This is a genomic window from Advenella mimigardefordensis DPN7, from assembly GCF_000521505.1.
Taxonomy (GTDB): domain Bacteria; phylum Pseudomonadota; class Gammaproteobacteria; order Burkholderiales; family Burkholderiaceae_B; genus Advenella; species Advenella mimigardefordensis.
This window is the reverse complement of the sequence record NZ_CP003915.1, coordinates 4252075-4266617: the sequence shown is the minus strand read 5'-3', so window position 1 is coordinate 4266617 and position 14543 is coordinate 4252075. Positions and strand designations below refer to the sequence as shown.

11 protein-coding genes and 1 riboswitch are annotated in these 14543 nt (G+C 55.6%); of the genes, 6 read left to right on the top strand and 5 right to left on the bottom strand.

The window, feature by feature from the left end; genetic code table 11:
• Window positions 1-34: 34 nt before the first annotated feature.
• Entirely contained in the window at window positions 35-397 is a 363-nt protein-coding gene (gene folB, locus MIM_RS19580; protein ID WP_025374459.1) for a dihydroneopterin aldolase, read from the bottom strand.
• Between the two features lie 107 nt (window positions 398-504).
• Between folB and MIM_RS19575 the strand changes: the two genes are divergently transcribed.
• The gene (locus MIM_RS19575) at window positions 505-1440 is read left to right on the top strand and encodes an NAD(P)/FAD-dependent oxidoreductase (protein ID WP_245592778.1); all 936 of its coding nucleotides are present in this window, start codon (window positions 505-507) and stop codon (window positions 1438-1440) included.
• Here the strand turns inward: MIM_RS19575 and MIM_RS19570 are convergent.
• Together MIM_RS19570 and MIM_RS19565 are read right to left on the bottom strand one after the other, a co-directional pair.
• On the bottom strand, window positions 1370-2305 hold the full coding sequence (locus tag MIM_RS19570) for a helical backbone metal receptor (protein WP_025374457.1): 936 nt from the start codon (window positions 2303-2305) through the stop codon (window positions 1370-1372). The two genes, MIM_RS19575 and MIM_RS19570, sit on opposite strands and share 71 nt — an antisense overlap.
• A gap of 3 nt (window positions 2306-2308) precedes the next feature.
• Window positions 2309-4183 (bottom strand): TonB-dependent receptor domain-containing protein, encoded by a 1875-nt coding sequence (locus tag MIM_RS19565; protein ID WP_025374456.1) that lies wholly within the window; start codon window positions 4181-4183, stop codon window positions 2309-2311.
• A 68-nt stretch (window positions 4184-4251) separates the two neighbouring features.
• A riboswitch (cobalamin riboswitch) is annotated at window positions 4252-4413 on the bottom strand.
• Window positions 4414-4561: 148 nt separating this feature from the next.
• Between MIM_RS19565 and metH the strand changes: the two genes are divergently transcribed.
• The 3 genes from metH to MIM_RS19545 all read left to right on the top strand — a co-directional run bounded on the left by metH (window position 4562) and on the right by MIM_RS19545 (window position 10060).
• Entirely contained in the window at window positions 4562-8338 is a 3777-nt protein-coding gene (gene metH, locus MIM_RS19555; protein WP_025374454.1) for a methionine synthase, read from the top strand.
• A 34-nt stretch (window positions 8339-8372) separates the two neighbouring features.
• On the top strand, window positions 8373-9191 hold the full coding sequence (locus MIM_RS19550) for a helix-turn-helix transcriptional regulator (RefSeq protein ID WP_042070601.1): 819 nt from the start codon (window positions 8373-8375) through the stop codon (window positions 9189-9191).
• A 230-nt stretch (window positions 9192-9421) separates the two neighbouring features.
• A complete protein-coding gene (locus MIM_RS19545) occupies window positions 9422-10060 on the top strand; it encodes an OmpA family protein (protein WP_025374452.1) in 639 nt (212 codons plus the stop codon).
• A gap of 117 nt (window positions 10061-10177) precedes the next feature.
• On the opposite strand, the gene MIM_RS23275 is transcribed toward MIM_RS19545, so the two are convergent.
• Window positions 10178-10333, bottom strand: a complete 156-nt coding sequence (locus tag MIM_RS23275; RefSeq protein ID WP_158318758.1) for a hypothetical protein — start codon at window positions 10331-10333, stop codon at window positions 10178-10180.
• Window positions 10334-10886: 553 nt separating this feature from the next.
• Window positions 10887-11375, bottom strand: coding sequence for an acyl-CoA thioesterase (locus tag MIM_RS19540; protein WP_025374451.1), 489 nt, complete (start codon window positions 11373-11375; stop codon window positions 10887-10889).
• A gap of 337 nt (window positions 11376-11712) precedes the next feature.
• Between MIM_RS19540 and MIM_RS19535 the strand changes: the two genes are divergently transcribed.
• Both MIM_RS19535 and cueR read left to right on the top strand, forming a co-directional pair.
• Window positions 11713-14016, top strand: a complete 2304-nt coding sequence (locus tag MIM_RS19535) for a heavy metal translocating P-type ATPase (RefSeq protein ID WP_084459047.1) — start codon at window positions 11713-11715, stop codon at window positions 14014-14016.
• A 24-nt stretch (window positions 14017-14040) separates the two neighbouring features.
• Window positions 14041-14439 (top strand): Cu(I)-responsive transcriptional regulator, encoded by a 399-nt coding sequence (gene cueR / locus MIM_RS19530; protein WP_025374449.1) that lies wholly within the window; start codon window positions 14041-14043, stop codon window positions 14437-14439.
• The last annotated feature ends 104 nt before the right edge of the window (window positions 14440-14543 follow it).

Genomic DNA, 14543 nt, shown 5'->3' with positions numbered 1-14543 from the left:
ACGTGTACAGGTCCAAAAAGAATAGGGCAGCGCGCTACTGGCGGCTCGCTTCAACTTCAATGCCGACCGCAGCGCAATCGGAGAACGCCAGGGGTTTGCCGATACGCAGACGTACGCGAAACACCTCGGGGAAATCGTTCAGAAGGCGCTGTATTACCATGTCGCCCAGTGTTTCTACCAGATGAACATGAGCACGCGTACACTCTTCGATAATCGCTTCACGCAGCTTACGATAATCGAGCACACTGCGAATATCATGGTCATTAACCTGCTGGTCAACGTGCATGTCTATATCTGCATCAATATGCAGGGGCTGGGTGGCGCGCAGTTCGTGCTCCAGGATACCAATGCGGGCATCCAGTGCGAGCCGGGTGAAAAAGATACGGCGAGTGGTCATGAGAAATAGGTTAAAGGCACCGGAAAAGTCCGGTTTTTGTTCAGGTGGCTATTGTAGTGTTTTAGGACGCCAGCCGGGGGTACAATAAGCCCTGTTTAGATAAATTCATGATTAAACGAGGATTTTTCCTGAAAATGCAGCAGGCTGTCTATGATGCCATAGTAATTGGCGCGGGCCCGGCAGGGGCTTCCTGCGCGGTGTGGCTGGCCCATATGGGATTCTCCCCCCTGATCATCGAGTCCAGCGGACGCGCCGGCGGTTTAAGCGCCAGTAATCCGTTTGAGGACACCTGGAATGTGACGGCGCCCGGCCTGACCGGCGAAGAAGTCGCGGCCCGCATCAAACTAAGCCTGGATAGTGCCCGTGTACCGGTGCTGCTCAATTCACATGTGACGCGGATCGAACGCGAAGCAGCGCAGCAGGGCGGTCAAGAGCATTTCAAGGTGTATTTCGGTGCAGATCTGCCATTGCATGCGCGCTATGTGGTGATTGCAAGTGGGGTAGAGCCAAGGCGACCGCCTGAATGGGAGCGGGAGGCTTACGATGATGTGCTTGTCGGCCCCGGCAAACATGTGGCCAATTATGAATTTGCGCTTAAGGATGTGGCCATTCTGGGTGGGGGCGATAATGCTTTCGAAAACGCCCTGTTTCTGAAGGAACGCGGCGCCAAGTCTGTACATATTTATGCGCGTACGCTACGCTGTCAGCGCCATTGGATGAAGTTCCTGAATGAGTCGGATATCACCACCGGTGCCTATACCTTTGATCCCGAGACGCGCCAGGTGAATGGTCGCAGCTACGATGCCGTGCTGGTACTTTACGGTTTTCGTGCGCGTTTGCAGGGCATGCAGGACCTGGGCCTCGATTGCAATGAACTCGGTTATGTGCGTACCGATTTTGCGACAACACAAACCAATCTGCCTGGTATTTACGCGATTGGCGAGGTCACGCACCGGCAGCACCCCTGTGTGGTTACATCGATGGCCGATGGTGTGGTGGCGGCAAAGGCGATACAGAAGCAACTGGAGCAAGGCGACGCCTGATCCGGTCTATATCGCTGCACAGCGCAGGCAGTGCGCGAATCAGCCGGTCTGTCGGGCGAAAGATAATGTCCGGGTTCATGCCCAGCAGCTGATCGGCCTGCAAGCGCAAGCCCATTGAAGAAAAATAAGCGCCAAGCACCTTGCTTTCGGCGGTGACGTTTTTTGCTGCAAAAAGCACGGCCTGCGGGTGTGCGAGCAGCAGCTGTTCTTTGCTGACTATGGGTGCCGGCGCAGACACGTTTTCAAAGGCTGATTCGGCGCCACAGGCGTGCAGGGCATCCACCACAAACGAGCGCGCACCCAGCGTATACAAAGGCTCCTGGCTAACCAATACGAAAATGTTTATCTTTGCCGCATGCTGGTAACGCTCGCGCGTAGAGCTCAGTATCTCTCGTAATTGCTGCGCGGTGGCATTGGCGCTCGCCTGGGTGTTGAACAGTGCGCCCAGTTTCTCAATGTCATCTGTAATATCGTCCAGGCTGGTCGGCGCCTGATAAAAAATGGGTATATTCAGTTTACGCAGGTTCGGATACAGATCCTTGCTGTCCTTATATCCCCAGGCCAGAATCACATCGGGCTGTAACAGCGCAATACGCTCAGCGTTGGGCGCAACGCCGCTGCCTACTTGTGGTAGCGCGCTGGCAGCCGGTGGGTAGTTGCTGCCTTCGGCAACGCCCAGCAGATGGTTGCCGGCACCTGCCGCATAGGCGAGTTCTGTGAGGTGGGGTGATAAGCTGACTGCTTTTTTTTCCGTCGCTGCTGCAGGATCAGCCACCAGTGCACTGGAGCACAAGAGCGCCGCAAGCAGAGCACCTTTTATTGCATCTGTCATGGACAGGAAAGCGGCGTGCTTGCGGCGGGACATGTTTTACATCCGGAATGCAAGGTTCAGAAAGATATTGGAACCGGCTGAGTTATAGCCATAGGCCGTTTCATATTTCTTGTCCAGCACGTTGTTCCAGTATACCTGGGCTTCCAGATTTTTGGTGAAGGCATAGCTGGCATGCAGGTTCAGCACGCCATAGCTGCCCAGTCGCTTTTCACGTGTATTGTTCTTGTCGTCATAACGTGAACCGGTATGGGTGAAGTCTGCGCCCACTGTGGCCTGTCCGAAAGTATGGCTGGCCCCGATACGATAAACGTGTTTGGCACGGCGGATCAGACGATTGCCGCTCTCATCGTCTTTCGGGTTCATGAAATCCGCACCTGCGTAGATGCGGGTATTGTCGAAACGATGCTCGGCATTCAGAGAAATGCCGCGAACTGTTGCCCTGTCGACGTTTTCGGCCGTGCAGTTGTACATTTCATCACAAACATAGCCATTGATCAAATCGCGATACTTGGTCTGCCAGGCGTTGACTGAAACGCTGGTAGATTCAGTGCGCCATGCGGTGCGCAATTCAATATTGCGTGATGTTTCCGGTTTCAGATTCGGATTGCCCTGATAGCCAAAGCTCAGCGGCGTATACAAGTCTGCGAAGGTCGGCACGCGATAGCCGGTGTTGCCTGCCACGCCGACAGACCATTCAGGTGTGATATCGAAATCGTAACCCAGGCTGCCGGTTGTTTTGCTGCCATAGCCCGAGACGTTGTCGTTGCGCAGGCTGGCCTGGACATGATGACGATTAAAGTCGCCTCGGTAAATCAGCCCCACCGCGTTGGTATGGCGTTTGTCCTGTTCGTAGGTGGTGGTGCCAAAGATGCTTTCATCCTTGCGTTCCAGCACCAGCGACAGTTTGTTCTCACGGTTGATGGCGAAATTGTTCTGCCAGGAGTAGGTGCGCTGTATGCTGCCCAGCACCGAATTGCCATAGGAAGCGCGCGAGTCGTAAAGATTGCGGTTGACGCTGACCTGCAGCACGCTGTCCCACCAGTCGGTTAACTGGTTATTGCTGGTGACGGCGACCGATTGCTGGCGCATGATGCCGAAGGTGTTGGTGTCATAGGCGCCGCTATCGAAGTCGCCATGGGTGTAGCCATTATAGAACGACACGCCCAGGCGGTTGCCGGGCTTCCAGGTGTAGCCCACTGCGCCGGATAAAGAGGCTTGTTCGTAGCCGTCGTGATCCGGGTTGTAGGTAAATGTGCCCAGTTTTTCACGGGTGGCGTTAAAACCGTCGCTGCTGGCGTAGCTGCCTGCCAGACGATAGTCCCAGCCGTTGCTGGCGCCGGAGACGCCGACGCTGGCCTTGAACAGGCTGTGGGTGCCCACGCCGATATTGCCGAATACGCTTAGCGGCTTGTCCTGGCCGTCGCTGCGGGTAATGATGTTGATGACCCCGCCCATGGCATCAGAGCCATACAGGCTGCTGGCCGCGCCGCGTACAATCTCTATCCGTTCGATGGTGGTCGGATCTATGGCGCTCAGGTATGTGCTGCCGGTTGCCGGGTCGTTGATGCGTTGCCCGTCTACCATCACCAGCGTCTGCTGCGGGCCGGCGCCGCGCACGAATATGCCCGTCAGTGTTTGCGGGCCGCCCTGTTGATAGGCTTGTATTTGCGGCTGTTGGGCCAGCACGTCGGTCAGGGATCGGCCGCCGGCATTGCGCAGGGTTTCATTTGTGATAACGCTGACATCGCCGTACACATCGCCCAGTACCTGACTGGTACGCGCCGGCGTGGCAACAATGGTTTCAAGATAAGTGATCGGCGTATCAGTGGCATCACTGGTGGCCGTTTGGGCTGTGACGGCGGCCGGCAGAATCGCCAGGGCCAATGCCGTGGGGGCAAAACAGGACTTCATATGGACTTACCGGTAAAGATGCGCGACCCCGCACATCTGGTTCGAATAAATACTGGCTGGACAAGCAGCGCAGTGGCAGTTTCAGGGCCGATGTCGGGCTGCAGGCCGAATGCCTGATTACCGTTGCGGGGGCAGCACAGGTTGGCGCGCCAGCGTGCGCGTTCTGTTTCCCGTTTACCATTCACCCCATGCCGTGGCACGGTGAATGCACCCTGAATGCAGGATTGTAATGGATTGCTACAGATACTGACAGTTGTCAAGCCATTCGGGTCGCCTGCAGCGCCTATTTGCCTGTCATTTGCAGGGGTTTGCCGGTAGAACGGTTGTAAATCCGCTACAATTTTGCATTAAATTCAATTAATTAGATCGAGCCTGAACGTGTCTTATCCTGCCCTGCCTTATCCCGTCGAATCCTATACCTCTGGTGCCCGTTTTGTGCAGGAACTGCAGAAGGGCCGAATCCTGGTGCTGGACGGGGCCATGGGTACCATGATCCAGCGCTATAAGCTGACCGAGGCCGATTTTCGCGGTGAGCGCTTTGCTGAGCATCATCAGGACGTCAAAGGCAATAACGAGCTGCTGTCGCTGGTGCGTCCCGATATCATCAGCGAGATCCATGAGCAGTATCTGCAGGCCGGGGCCGATGTGATCGAAACCAACACCTTTGGTGCCACCTTCGTGGCCCAGGGTGATTATGACCTGCCGGATCTGGCCTATGAATTGAATCTGGAATCTGCCCGTCTTGCGCGCAAGGCCTGTGATAACTACAGTACACCTGAGCGTCCAAGGTTTGTCGCTGGCGCGCTCGGCCCCCAGCCAAAGACCGCCTCCATCTCGCCCGACGTGAACGATCCGGGGGCGCGCAATATTACCTTCGAACAATTGCAGGCAGCGTATGAAGAGCAACTGAGCGGCCTGCTCGATGGTGGTATTGATATCGTGCTGATCGAGACGATTTTCGATACGCTGAACGCCAAGGCGGCGATTTTCGCGGTGGAAACGGTGTTCGAACAGCGCGGGATCCGACTGCCGGTGATGATCTCCGGTACAGTGACCGACGCATCGGGACGGATTCTGTCTGGCCAGACCGTAGAGGCCTTCTGGAATTCGGTGCGGCATGCGCGGCCAGTCACCATTGGCCTGAACTGCGCCCTGGGTGCGGCCCTGATGCGCCCGTACATCGCCGAGCTGTCCAAAATCTGTGATACCTGGCTGTGCGTCTACCCCAACGCCGGCTTGCCCAATCCCATGAGCGACACCGGTTTCGATGAAACGCCAGACGATACCTCCAGTCTGCTGGAAGAATTTGCGAGTGCCGGATTTGTGAATATGGTGGGCGGCTGTTGCGGCACGACGCCCGACCATATTGCCGCCATTGCGCAGAAAGTGCAGCAATTGCCGGCGCGCACCGTGCCCGAGGTGCCGGTCAAGACCCGCCTGTCTGGTCTGGAAGCCCTGAATATTGATGATGAGTCGCTGTTTGTGAACGTGGGTGAACGTACCAACGTGACCGGCAGCAAGATGTTCCTGCGCCTGATTCGCGAAGAAAAATTTGATGAGGCGCTGACAGTGGCGCGCCAGCAGGTCGAAAACGGCGCACAGATCATCGACATCAATATGGACGAGGCCATGCTGGATTCGAAAGCGAATATGCGCCGCTTTCTGAATCTGATCGCCTCCGAACCCGATATTGCCCGGGTACCGATCATGATCGACAGTTCCAAATGGGAAGTGATCGAAGAGGGCCTCAAGTGTGTGCAGGGCAAGCCCATCGTTAACTCCATTTCCATGAAGGAAGGCGTGGAGCCGTTTCTGGCGCACGCCCGCCTGTGCCGCAAGTACGGCGCGGCCGTGGTGGTGATGGCGTTCGATGAGGAAGGCCAGGCCGATACGCTGCAACGACGCAAGGACATTTGTGGCAAAGCCTATCATTTACTGGTAGATGAACTGGATTTTCCGCCGGAAGATATTATTTTCGACCCCAATGTGTTCGCCGTCGCGACCGGGATCGAGGAACACAATCACTACGCCGTGGACTTTATCGAAGGCACGCGCTGGATTCACGACAATCTGCCGCATGCGCGCATCTCCGGCGGGGTGTCCAATGTGAGCTTCTCGTTCCGTGGCAATGAAGCCATGCGTGAAGCGATTCATACCGTATTCCTGTATTACGCGATTCAGGAAGGCATGACCATGGGCATTGTGAATGCCGGTATGCTGGGTGTCTACGCCGATCTGGATCCGAAAACGCGGGATCTGGTTGAAGACGTGATACTGGATCGGCCCGAGCCTGTCGGCAAAACCGACCCGGCCGATGAGCGCACCCCAACCGAGCGCCTGGTGGAATATGCCGATGAGGTCAAAGGCAGCGGTACGAAAAAAGAAGTGGATCTGTCCTGGCGTGAACAGGAAGTGGAAAAGCGCCTGTCACATGCGCTGGTGCATGGTATTACCCAGTTCATTGTTGAGGATACCGAAGAAGTGCGGCAAAAAATTGCCGCTCGTGGCGGTCGTCCCATTGAGGTGATTGAAGGCCCGCTCATGGACGGCATGAACGTGGTGGGTGACCTGTTTGGCGCCGGCAAGATGTTCCTGCCGCAGGTGGTTAAGTCTGCACGGGTGATGAAGCATGCGGTGGCGCACCTGATTCCGTTTATTGAAGAAGAAAAACGCCAGATCGAAGCGGCTGGTGGCGATGTACGCGCCAAGGGTAAGGTCGTTATTGCAACTGTGAAAGGCGACGTGCACGATATCGGCAAAAATATCGTCACGGTGGTACTGCAATGTAATAACTTCGAAGTGGTCAATATGGGCGTGATGGTGCCGTGCGCGCAGATTCTTGCCAAGGCCAAAGAAGAGAAGGCCGATATCGTGGGTCTGTCCGGCCTGATCACGCCGAGCCTGGAAGAGATGGCTTACGTGGCTTCCGAGATGCAGCGTGATCCTTACTTCCGTGAAAACAAAATTCCATTACTGATTGGCGGAGCCACCACCAGCCGGGTACATACGGCTGTCAAGATTGCACCGCATTATGATGGCCCGGTCATCTATGTACCCGATGCCAGCCGCTCGGTGGGCGTGGCCACCAATCTGGTCTCCGAGCAGGTTGATAGCTATCTGGCGCAGGTGCGCGAGGAATATGAACTGGTGCGTGAACGTCACGCCAATCGCAAGGCAACACCCATCATCCCGCTGGAAGAGGCGCGCAAGGGCGCCCCGGCGATCGACTGGAGCAATTACACGCCTCCGAAGCCGAAGTTTTTGGGGCGTCGTGAATTCAGGAACTTCGATCTGGCGCAAATCGTGCCGTTTATCGACTGGACACCGTTCTTTCAGACCTGGAGCCTGTTTGGTCAGTATCCGAAGATTCTGCAGGATGAGGTGGTGGGAGAGCAGGCACGCAAGCTGTTCGACGACGCGCAGGCGATGCTCAAAAAAGTGGTGGAGCAGCGCTGGCTGAGCGCGGGCGGTGTCGTTGCGTTCTATCCGGCCAACAGTGTTAACCACGAAGATATCGAAGTGTATACCGATGAGTCACGGGAACAGGTGCTGTTTACCTGGCGTAATTTGCGGCAGCAAAATGCCAAGCGTGAAGGAGTGGCCAACAAATGTCTGGCCGACTACATCGCGCCTAAGGAAACTGGCGTGAAGGACTATATCGGTCTGTTTGCCGTAACCGGTGGGATTGGCATAGAGAAGCATGAGCAACGGTTCGAAGCCGAAATGGACGACTATTCGTCGATTCTGCTCAAAGCCCTGGCTGACCGTTTTGCCGAAGGGTTTGCCGAATGCATGCATGCCCGGGTCCGGCGGGATCTGTGGGGTTATGTCGGTGATGAAAATCTGGACAATCAGGCGCTGATCGACGAAAAATATCAGGGCATCCGTCCGGCGCCGGGCTACCCCGCCTGTCCCGAGCATCGTGTCAAAGTGGATATGTTCAAGGTCTTGCAGACCGAAGATATCGGCATGCAGTTGACCGATGGGATGGCCATGTACCCGGCATCCAGCGTGTCTGGCTTTTATCTGAGCCATCCGGACTCCAGCTATTTCAATGTGGGGACCATAGGTCAGGATCAATTGCAGGATTACATCGCCCGCAGTGGATTGCCTGAAGAAGAAGTGCGCCGTTCACTGATGAGCGTATTGGGGTAGCACGGCGCTGAACGCAGCCGTTGGCAGGAGTGGTATGGCCGAGAAACATGGAGCATTTCGCAAGCAGGCACTGGGTGCGTTCGTACGCAGCGTACGCGATCGTGTCACACCGCAACAGGCAGGGATTGCCGGTGGGCAGCGTCGTCGTACGCCGGGGCTGCGTCGTGAAGAAGTAGCGCAGTTGTGTGACATCAGCGTGACCTGGTACACCTGGATTGAACAGGGGCGCGATGTCTCTGTGTCGCCTGCAGTCTGGGCACGGCTGGCGACGGTATTGCAAATGACCCGGGCAGAGCGCGCCTATCTGTTTGACCTGGCCGATGTGAGTGATCCTGACCATGACAGCGCCGTCGTATCGGCCCCTATGGCTTCCCTGCAGGCCTGCGTCGATAGCATTAATGCACCGGCCTATATTCTGGACCGGCACTGGGACGTGCTGGCCTTTAACGCTGCGCTGGACCAAGTGTTTGCCGGCTGGATGAGCGCGCAGGCGCAGCCCAATCTGCTGCGCTTTATTTTTCTGGATGCGCAGGCGCCCGGTATTGTCGTGGATTGGGAAACCCGTGCCAATCGGGTTGTGGCGGAGTTTCGTGCCGATATCGGCGCTTATCTGGACGATGGCGAGACCTCCGGCCTGATTGACGAGCTGCTGGCGGGCAGTCCGGTGTTCAGCCACTGGTGGGCACGCCAGGTGGTGGTTGAACGTGAAGGCGGCTTGCGGGAATTCAATCACCCGCAATTGGGTATCCGACAATTTGAACAAATCACTTTTCGCCTGGCCACCCAGCCTGACTGCAAGCTGGTCATGTTGCTCCATCAAAGACTTTGCCAGGATATTACAACGCTTCGATGATTGCTTGCGCTTTGGCGATTGCTCGGTTATCGTATTGTCACCAGCAAAGTTGTCACGATTATTCGGCCCGCTTTCGGGGGTAGATTGTGATAATTGCGACTGTCATAAGACAGGATTCTCCCGGGCTGTGGTCCGGTCTGAATGTGGCTCAGGATATGTGGTGTGGCTGATTTTCAACCTGGTTATTCAGATTTTTTAGTACAGCAAACAAATCCAATAAGGAGAAGTCAATGATTATTCGTCAAACTCGAATCGCGGCAGTCCTGGTTGCTGGCGCAATGCTGGCCGGATGTGCGACGCAAGGCGGCAACACGGCGGCAGGTACTGGCGTTGGTGCTGCATTGGGTGCCGGTCTGGGCGCACTGATAGGCGATTCTTCAAAAAGCGCAGGTATTGGCGCTGGCATTGGTGCTATTGGTGGCGCCATTGTTGGCTATAACTGGGACCGTATCGTGGGTCGTGTCAATGACGCCGGCGGCAAAGAACTGGGCATCTCCACCACTAAAATGCCTGACGGTAGCCTGAAAGTGAATATTCCAGAAGGTGCAACCTTCGATACAGGCAAATATGATCTGAAGCCTGCACTGTTCCCTGTGCTTGATGCCCTGGCTCAGTCTATGAATGAAAGCCAGCAGCTGCGCCTTAAATCTGTTGGCCATACCGACAGCACCGGCAAAGCGGCATTCAACCAACAGCTTTCTGTGAATCGTGCACAAAGTGTCGTGAATTATCTGGGCGGCAAGGGTGTTAATGCCAGCCGCATGAGCATTGAAGGCCGTGGTCCCAACGATCCGATCGCCGACAATGCCACTGCTGCGGGCCGTGCCCAGAACCGTCGTGTAGAGCTGTACCTGTACGCGGTTAAATAAGCCTGTCCGCCGTAACGACGGCGTCAAAAAATAACCCGCTGTCCGGTGTCATTACCGGCAGCGGGTTTTGCGTTTCAGATCAATTGCCGGCGCCGTTGTGAGCGAGCCGCGCAGCGATTATTTTTCAGATTGCATGCGAAATTGTGGCTGGTTCATTGCCATACCCAGCTTTAAGCCGGCGGGTTTTACCGGTGTATTGACGGCGGGGTGCTGCTGCGTTTTATGATCGTTTTGAGTGCCAAATTCCTGGCGGAAGCGTGTTAGTAATTTCATAGTGGTTTCCTTTCATTAGGTTATTGTTTTTTATTTTCTGCGCCGGAGACAATCCGGTTCAGCTATGCATAGCGTAGCCGACATATATTGCAGAATCATGATTGCGCCGGAGATCGTTGTAAGAGTGAGGGTACAGGCGCATCAAATTGTTAAGGGAATGCGGGCGAAAACAGTCGCGGGCCTGACAAGCCGAGCATTTTAGGCGCAGGGCGTTTCGGAGCCGGGCTGATAACCAGCAATATAACTATGACGATATGGAGGTTTGTCTTGCGTTGCAGTGTCGTGAGAAAGACCCACAAGCTTAGTAAGAATAATGATTCAGTTAATGAATCTGTTATTGATTCAATATGAACTGCTATCAGGGTTACGGGTCTCGTGAATAACGAGTAACAGCCAGATGAGCAAAATATAATTTTCTAAATAAACTTCTGTTGAAATACCTAGGTTGTTGATATTTCTAATTTCTATTTACCAATACGTCACGGTAACTGGTAATATTAACAGTGTTTTCCAGGTATGTCAAGCTAAATTATTGATATATCTGATTATTTTATCAGGAGCCGGCAGTCGCGCGGATTTCTCCATAGCGCGCTTCCAGTTCCTGGCGCAGCGCCCGGCGCATTTTCGCTGCTTCAAAGCGGCACATATCCAGATCATTATCGGGCGTGCGAGGTGGAATCTGCACCGGATTGCCTTCGTCATCTACCGCAACCATGGTAAAAAAACAGCTGTTGGCGTGACGAATCTGCTTGCTGCGGATATTTTCGGTGACCACTTTGATGCCGATCTCCATGGATGTATTACCCGTATAGTTCACCGAGGCCAGAAAAGTGACCAGTTCACCCACATGTATGGGTTGCCGGAACATAACCTGATCCACCGACAGGGTCACAACATAGCGGCCGGCGTACCGGCTGGCACAGGCGTAGGCAACCTGGTCAAGCAGTTTCAGAATCGTGCCACCGTGGACGTTACCTGAAAAATTGGCCATGTCAGGCGTCATCAAAACGGTCATGGTAAGTTGGTGATTGGGCAGATCCATGTCGGCGACTTCCGGTAAGAGTGAGGAAGGCGTCAGTTTACCTACATTGTGGCAATGGTGCTATCCGGAGGTCAGAGCCGGAGAATTCGGCGTGAATCAGCGCGATGAATCCGGCCTGGATAGACCCTCAGACCAGCATGCGCATCAAAAGCTTGACCTTCCCATCATGGTAAGCTTTAAAGTGGAGAACATAAACTGTTACCGCTGTCTTTTCTGTTCCTGGCATGACTGAACTGAACGACTGCGGTTACAGATCCGCGCCGCACTGGCCTGGGTCGTGTCGTAATCGGCCCTGGTTCACCATTAGCGGCGGTTTTCCTTCAAGAGGACGCGAATCATGAGCGCTAGAACGCTATCCCGCAATGTGGCGGGCCTTCCTGCCTCCGGGGCAGATAATCAAAGCCAGCTGATAGAACTATCCGTAGCCGGCATGACCTGCGCTTCCTGCGTGCGACATGTCGAGAACGCCTTGTCTGCAGTGCAGGGCGTACAGTCAGCCAGTGTCAACCTGGCCACCGAAAGGGCACAGGTGCGTGTGCCAGCCGGTCTGGACAGCGCCTTACTCACTCAGGCGGTGGTGCATGCCGGTTACGAGGCGCAGGTGGTGAGCAATCCCCAGCAAAGCAGCAATACCGAGGCCGCCAGGCGCGAAGCCGACAGGCTTGCATTGCGGCAGGATCTGCTGTTGGCCGCACTCCTGGCGTTACCGGTGTTCATTCTGGAGATGGGGGGGCACCTCATTCCGGCATTTCACCATTTTGTTGCTGAAAACATAGGGACACAGAACAGCTGGTATCTGCAGTTCATGCTGACGACTGCCGTGCTGGCGGGTCCGGGACGTCGTTTTTTCGTGAAGGGCATTCCTGCTTTGCTGCGCCTGACGCCCGATATGAATTCGCTGGTGGCCGTAGGTACGACCGCTGCCTATCTGTATTCCGTGGTAGCCACCTTCGTGCCTGGCTGGCTGCCTGCCGGCACCGTTAATGTGTATTACGAAGCGGCAGCGGTGATTGTTGCGCTGGTGCTGCTTGGGCGCTATCTGGAGGCCCGGGCCAAGGGCAATACATCGGAAGCCATCCGGCGGCTGGCCGGCTTGCGGGCCAAAACCGCAAGGGTAAGGCGCGATGGTCAGGTCAGTGAAATTGCCATCGACGACGTAGTGGTTGGTGATCTGATTGAACTGCGTCCGGGTGAGCGCATCCCTGTCGATGGGGAAGTGACCGAAGGCAATAGCTTTGTCGATGAATCCATGATCAATGGCGAGCCGATGCCGGTTGAAAAAACGCCCGGCGCGACGGTGGTGGCGGGCACGGTGAACCAGAACGGTTCCCTGAGTTTGCGCGCCACTGGTGTGGGTGCCGATACGGTGCTGTCGCAGATTATCCGCATGGTTGAACAGGCGCAGGGTGCCAAACTGCCGATACAGACGATGGTGGATCGCATTACCATGTGGTTTGTTCCTGCGGTCATGTTGATTGCGTTAATTACATTTGCAATATGGTTGTTCTTCGGACCACAACCGGCGCTGGGTTTTGCCCTGGTGAATGCGGTTGCTGTGCTCATCATTGCCTGCCCCTGCGCGATGGGTCTGGCAACACCCACTTCCATCATGGTGGGTACCGGCAGGGCCGCGCAACTGGGTATTTTGTTCCGACAGGGTGAAGCACTGCAGACATTGATGGATGTGCGCGTGGTCGCCGTTGATAAAACCGGCACACTCACTCGCGGCTTTCCTGAACTGTCCGACCTGACGGTGGCCGAAGGCTTTGAGCGTGACCAGGTATTGGCCCTGGTGGCTGCCGCAGAAAGCCGTTCCGAGCATCCGATAGCGCGCGCCATTGTTGCTGCTGCAGAGAAACAGAACCTGCCCATCGCTGCCGTGCAGAATTTCGAGTCCCTGACCGGACTGGGTCTGCGTGCCCAGGTGGATGAAAAACAGATTCTGATCGGCTCGGATCGACTGATGGTTCAGAACAGGCTGGATCCTGCGGTTTTTGCAGCAGTCGCCAGCAGGCTGGCCGATGAGGGCAAAACACCACTATATGTGGCGATCGACGGCAAACTGGCGGCGGTTATCACGGTTGCCGATAGCATTCGTGATACCACACCGGAAGCGATTGCGGCCTTGCATCAACAGGGACTCAAAGTGGTCATGGTGAGTGGCGATAACCGACGTACGGCCGAGGCCATTGCCAGACAGTTGAACATCGACGAGGTGGTTGCAGAAGTGATGCCCGATGCCAAGTCAGATACTGTCAGGCGCTTACAGCAAACCTACGGACCAGTCGCCTTTGTTGGTGATGGGATTAACGATGCGCCTGCATTGGCGGTTGCCGATGTCGGGATCGCGATTGGTACCGGTACCGATATTGCAATGGAGTCGGCCGATGTGGTGCTGATGTCCGGCGATCTGACGCATGTCTCCAAAGCGATTGCCATGTCGCGGGCAACCATGCGCAATATTCGGCAGAACCTGTTCTGGGCGTTTGCCTACAATGCGGCGCTGATTCCGGTTGCTGCCGGGGTGCTGTATCCGTTCAATGGCGTGTTGTTGTCGCCCGTTTTTGCGGCGGGTGCCATGGCACTGTCCAGCGTGTTCGTAGTTACCAATGCATTGCGCTTGCGCCGTTTCGCCGCGTAAGCGGCCGGGTTTCGGGAGAATGATATGAATATCGGAGAAGTGTCGGCCGCCACTGGTGTGAGCGCCAAGATGATTCGCTATTATGAAAAAGTTGGTCTGATTCATGCCGTCAATCGCAGCGATGCGGGCTATCGGCAATATACGGTGCAGGACCAGCGCATACTCGCTTTCATTCGGCGGGCCCGCGAACTGGGGTTTTCACTTGAGCGTATCAAAACCCTGGTCGGTCTGTGGGAAGATACGTCGCGCCATAGCGCCGATGTGCGGCAACTGGCGCGCCAGTATATTGGCGAACTGGACGAGGACATTGCCAAATTGCAATCCATCCGCAACGAGCTGGCCTATCTGGCCGATCATTGCCATGGCGACAGCAGGCCCGACTGCCCCATTATTGAAAGGCTGGCCAGTGGAGACGGGCACTGAGCTGTTTCCCGCAGTGGTCAGGTGTGCTACAGTCAATCTGCAGGTGTAGGTGCAGGCGGCTTGTCGCCTCCTGTTTCCAACAGCGGGCCGCACCGCCTGATGTG

Coding starts and splice junctions, on each gene's coding strand:
- MIM_RS23275 (WP_158318758.1), bottom strand. CDS start 10,333: ATGAAATTACTAACACGCTTCCGCCAGGAATTTGGCACTCAAAACGAT.
- folB (WP_025374459.1), bottom strand. CDS start 397: ATGACCACTCGCCGTATCTTTTTCACCCGGCTCGCACTGGATGCCCGC.
- MIM_RS19565 (WP_025374456.1), bottom strand. CDS start 4,183: ATGAAGTCCTGTTTTGCCCCCACGGCATTGGCCCTGGCGATTCTGCCG.
- MIM_RS19545 (WP_025374452.1), top strand. CDS start 9,422: ATGATTATTCGTCAAACTCGAATCGCGGCAGTCCTGGTTGCTGGCGCA.
- cueR (WP_025374449.1), top strand. CDS start 14,041: ATGAATATCGGAGAAGTGTCGGCCGCCACTGGTGTGAGCGCCAAGATG.
- MIM_RS19570 (WP_025374457.1), bottom strand. CDS start 2,305: ATGTCCCGCCGCAAGCACGCCGCTTTCCTGTCCATGACAGATGCAATA.
- MIM_RS19535 (WP_084459047.1), top strand. CDS start 11,713: ATGAGCGCTAGAACGCTATCCCGCAATGTGGCGGGCCTTCCTGCCTCC.
- MIM_RS19575 (WP_245592778.1), top strand. CDS start 505: ATGATTAAACGAGGATTTTTCCTGAAAATGCAGCAGGCTGTCTATGAT.
- MIM_RS19550 (WP_042070601.1), top strand. CDS start 8,373: ATGGCCGAGAAACATGGAGCATTTCGCAAGCAGGCACTGGGTGCGTTC.
- MIM_RS19540 (WP_025374451.1), bottom strand. CDS start 11,375: ATGGATCTGCCCAATCACCAACTTACCATGACCGTTTTGATGACGCCT.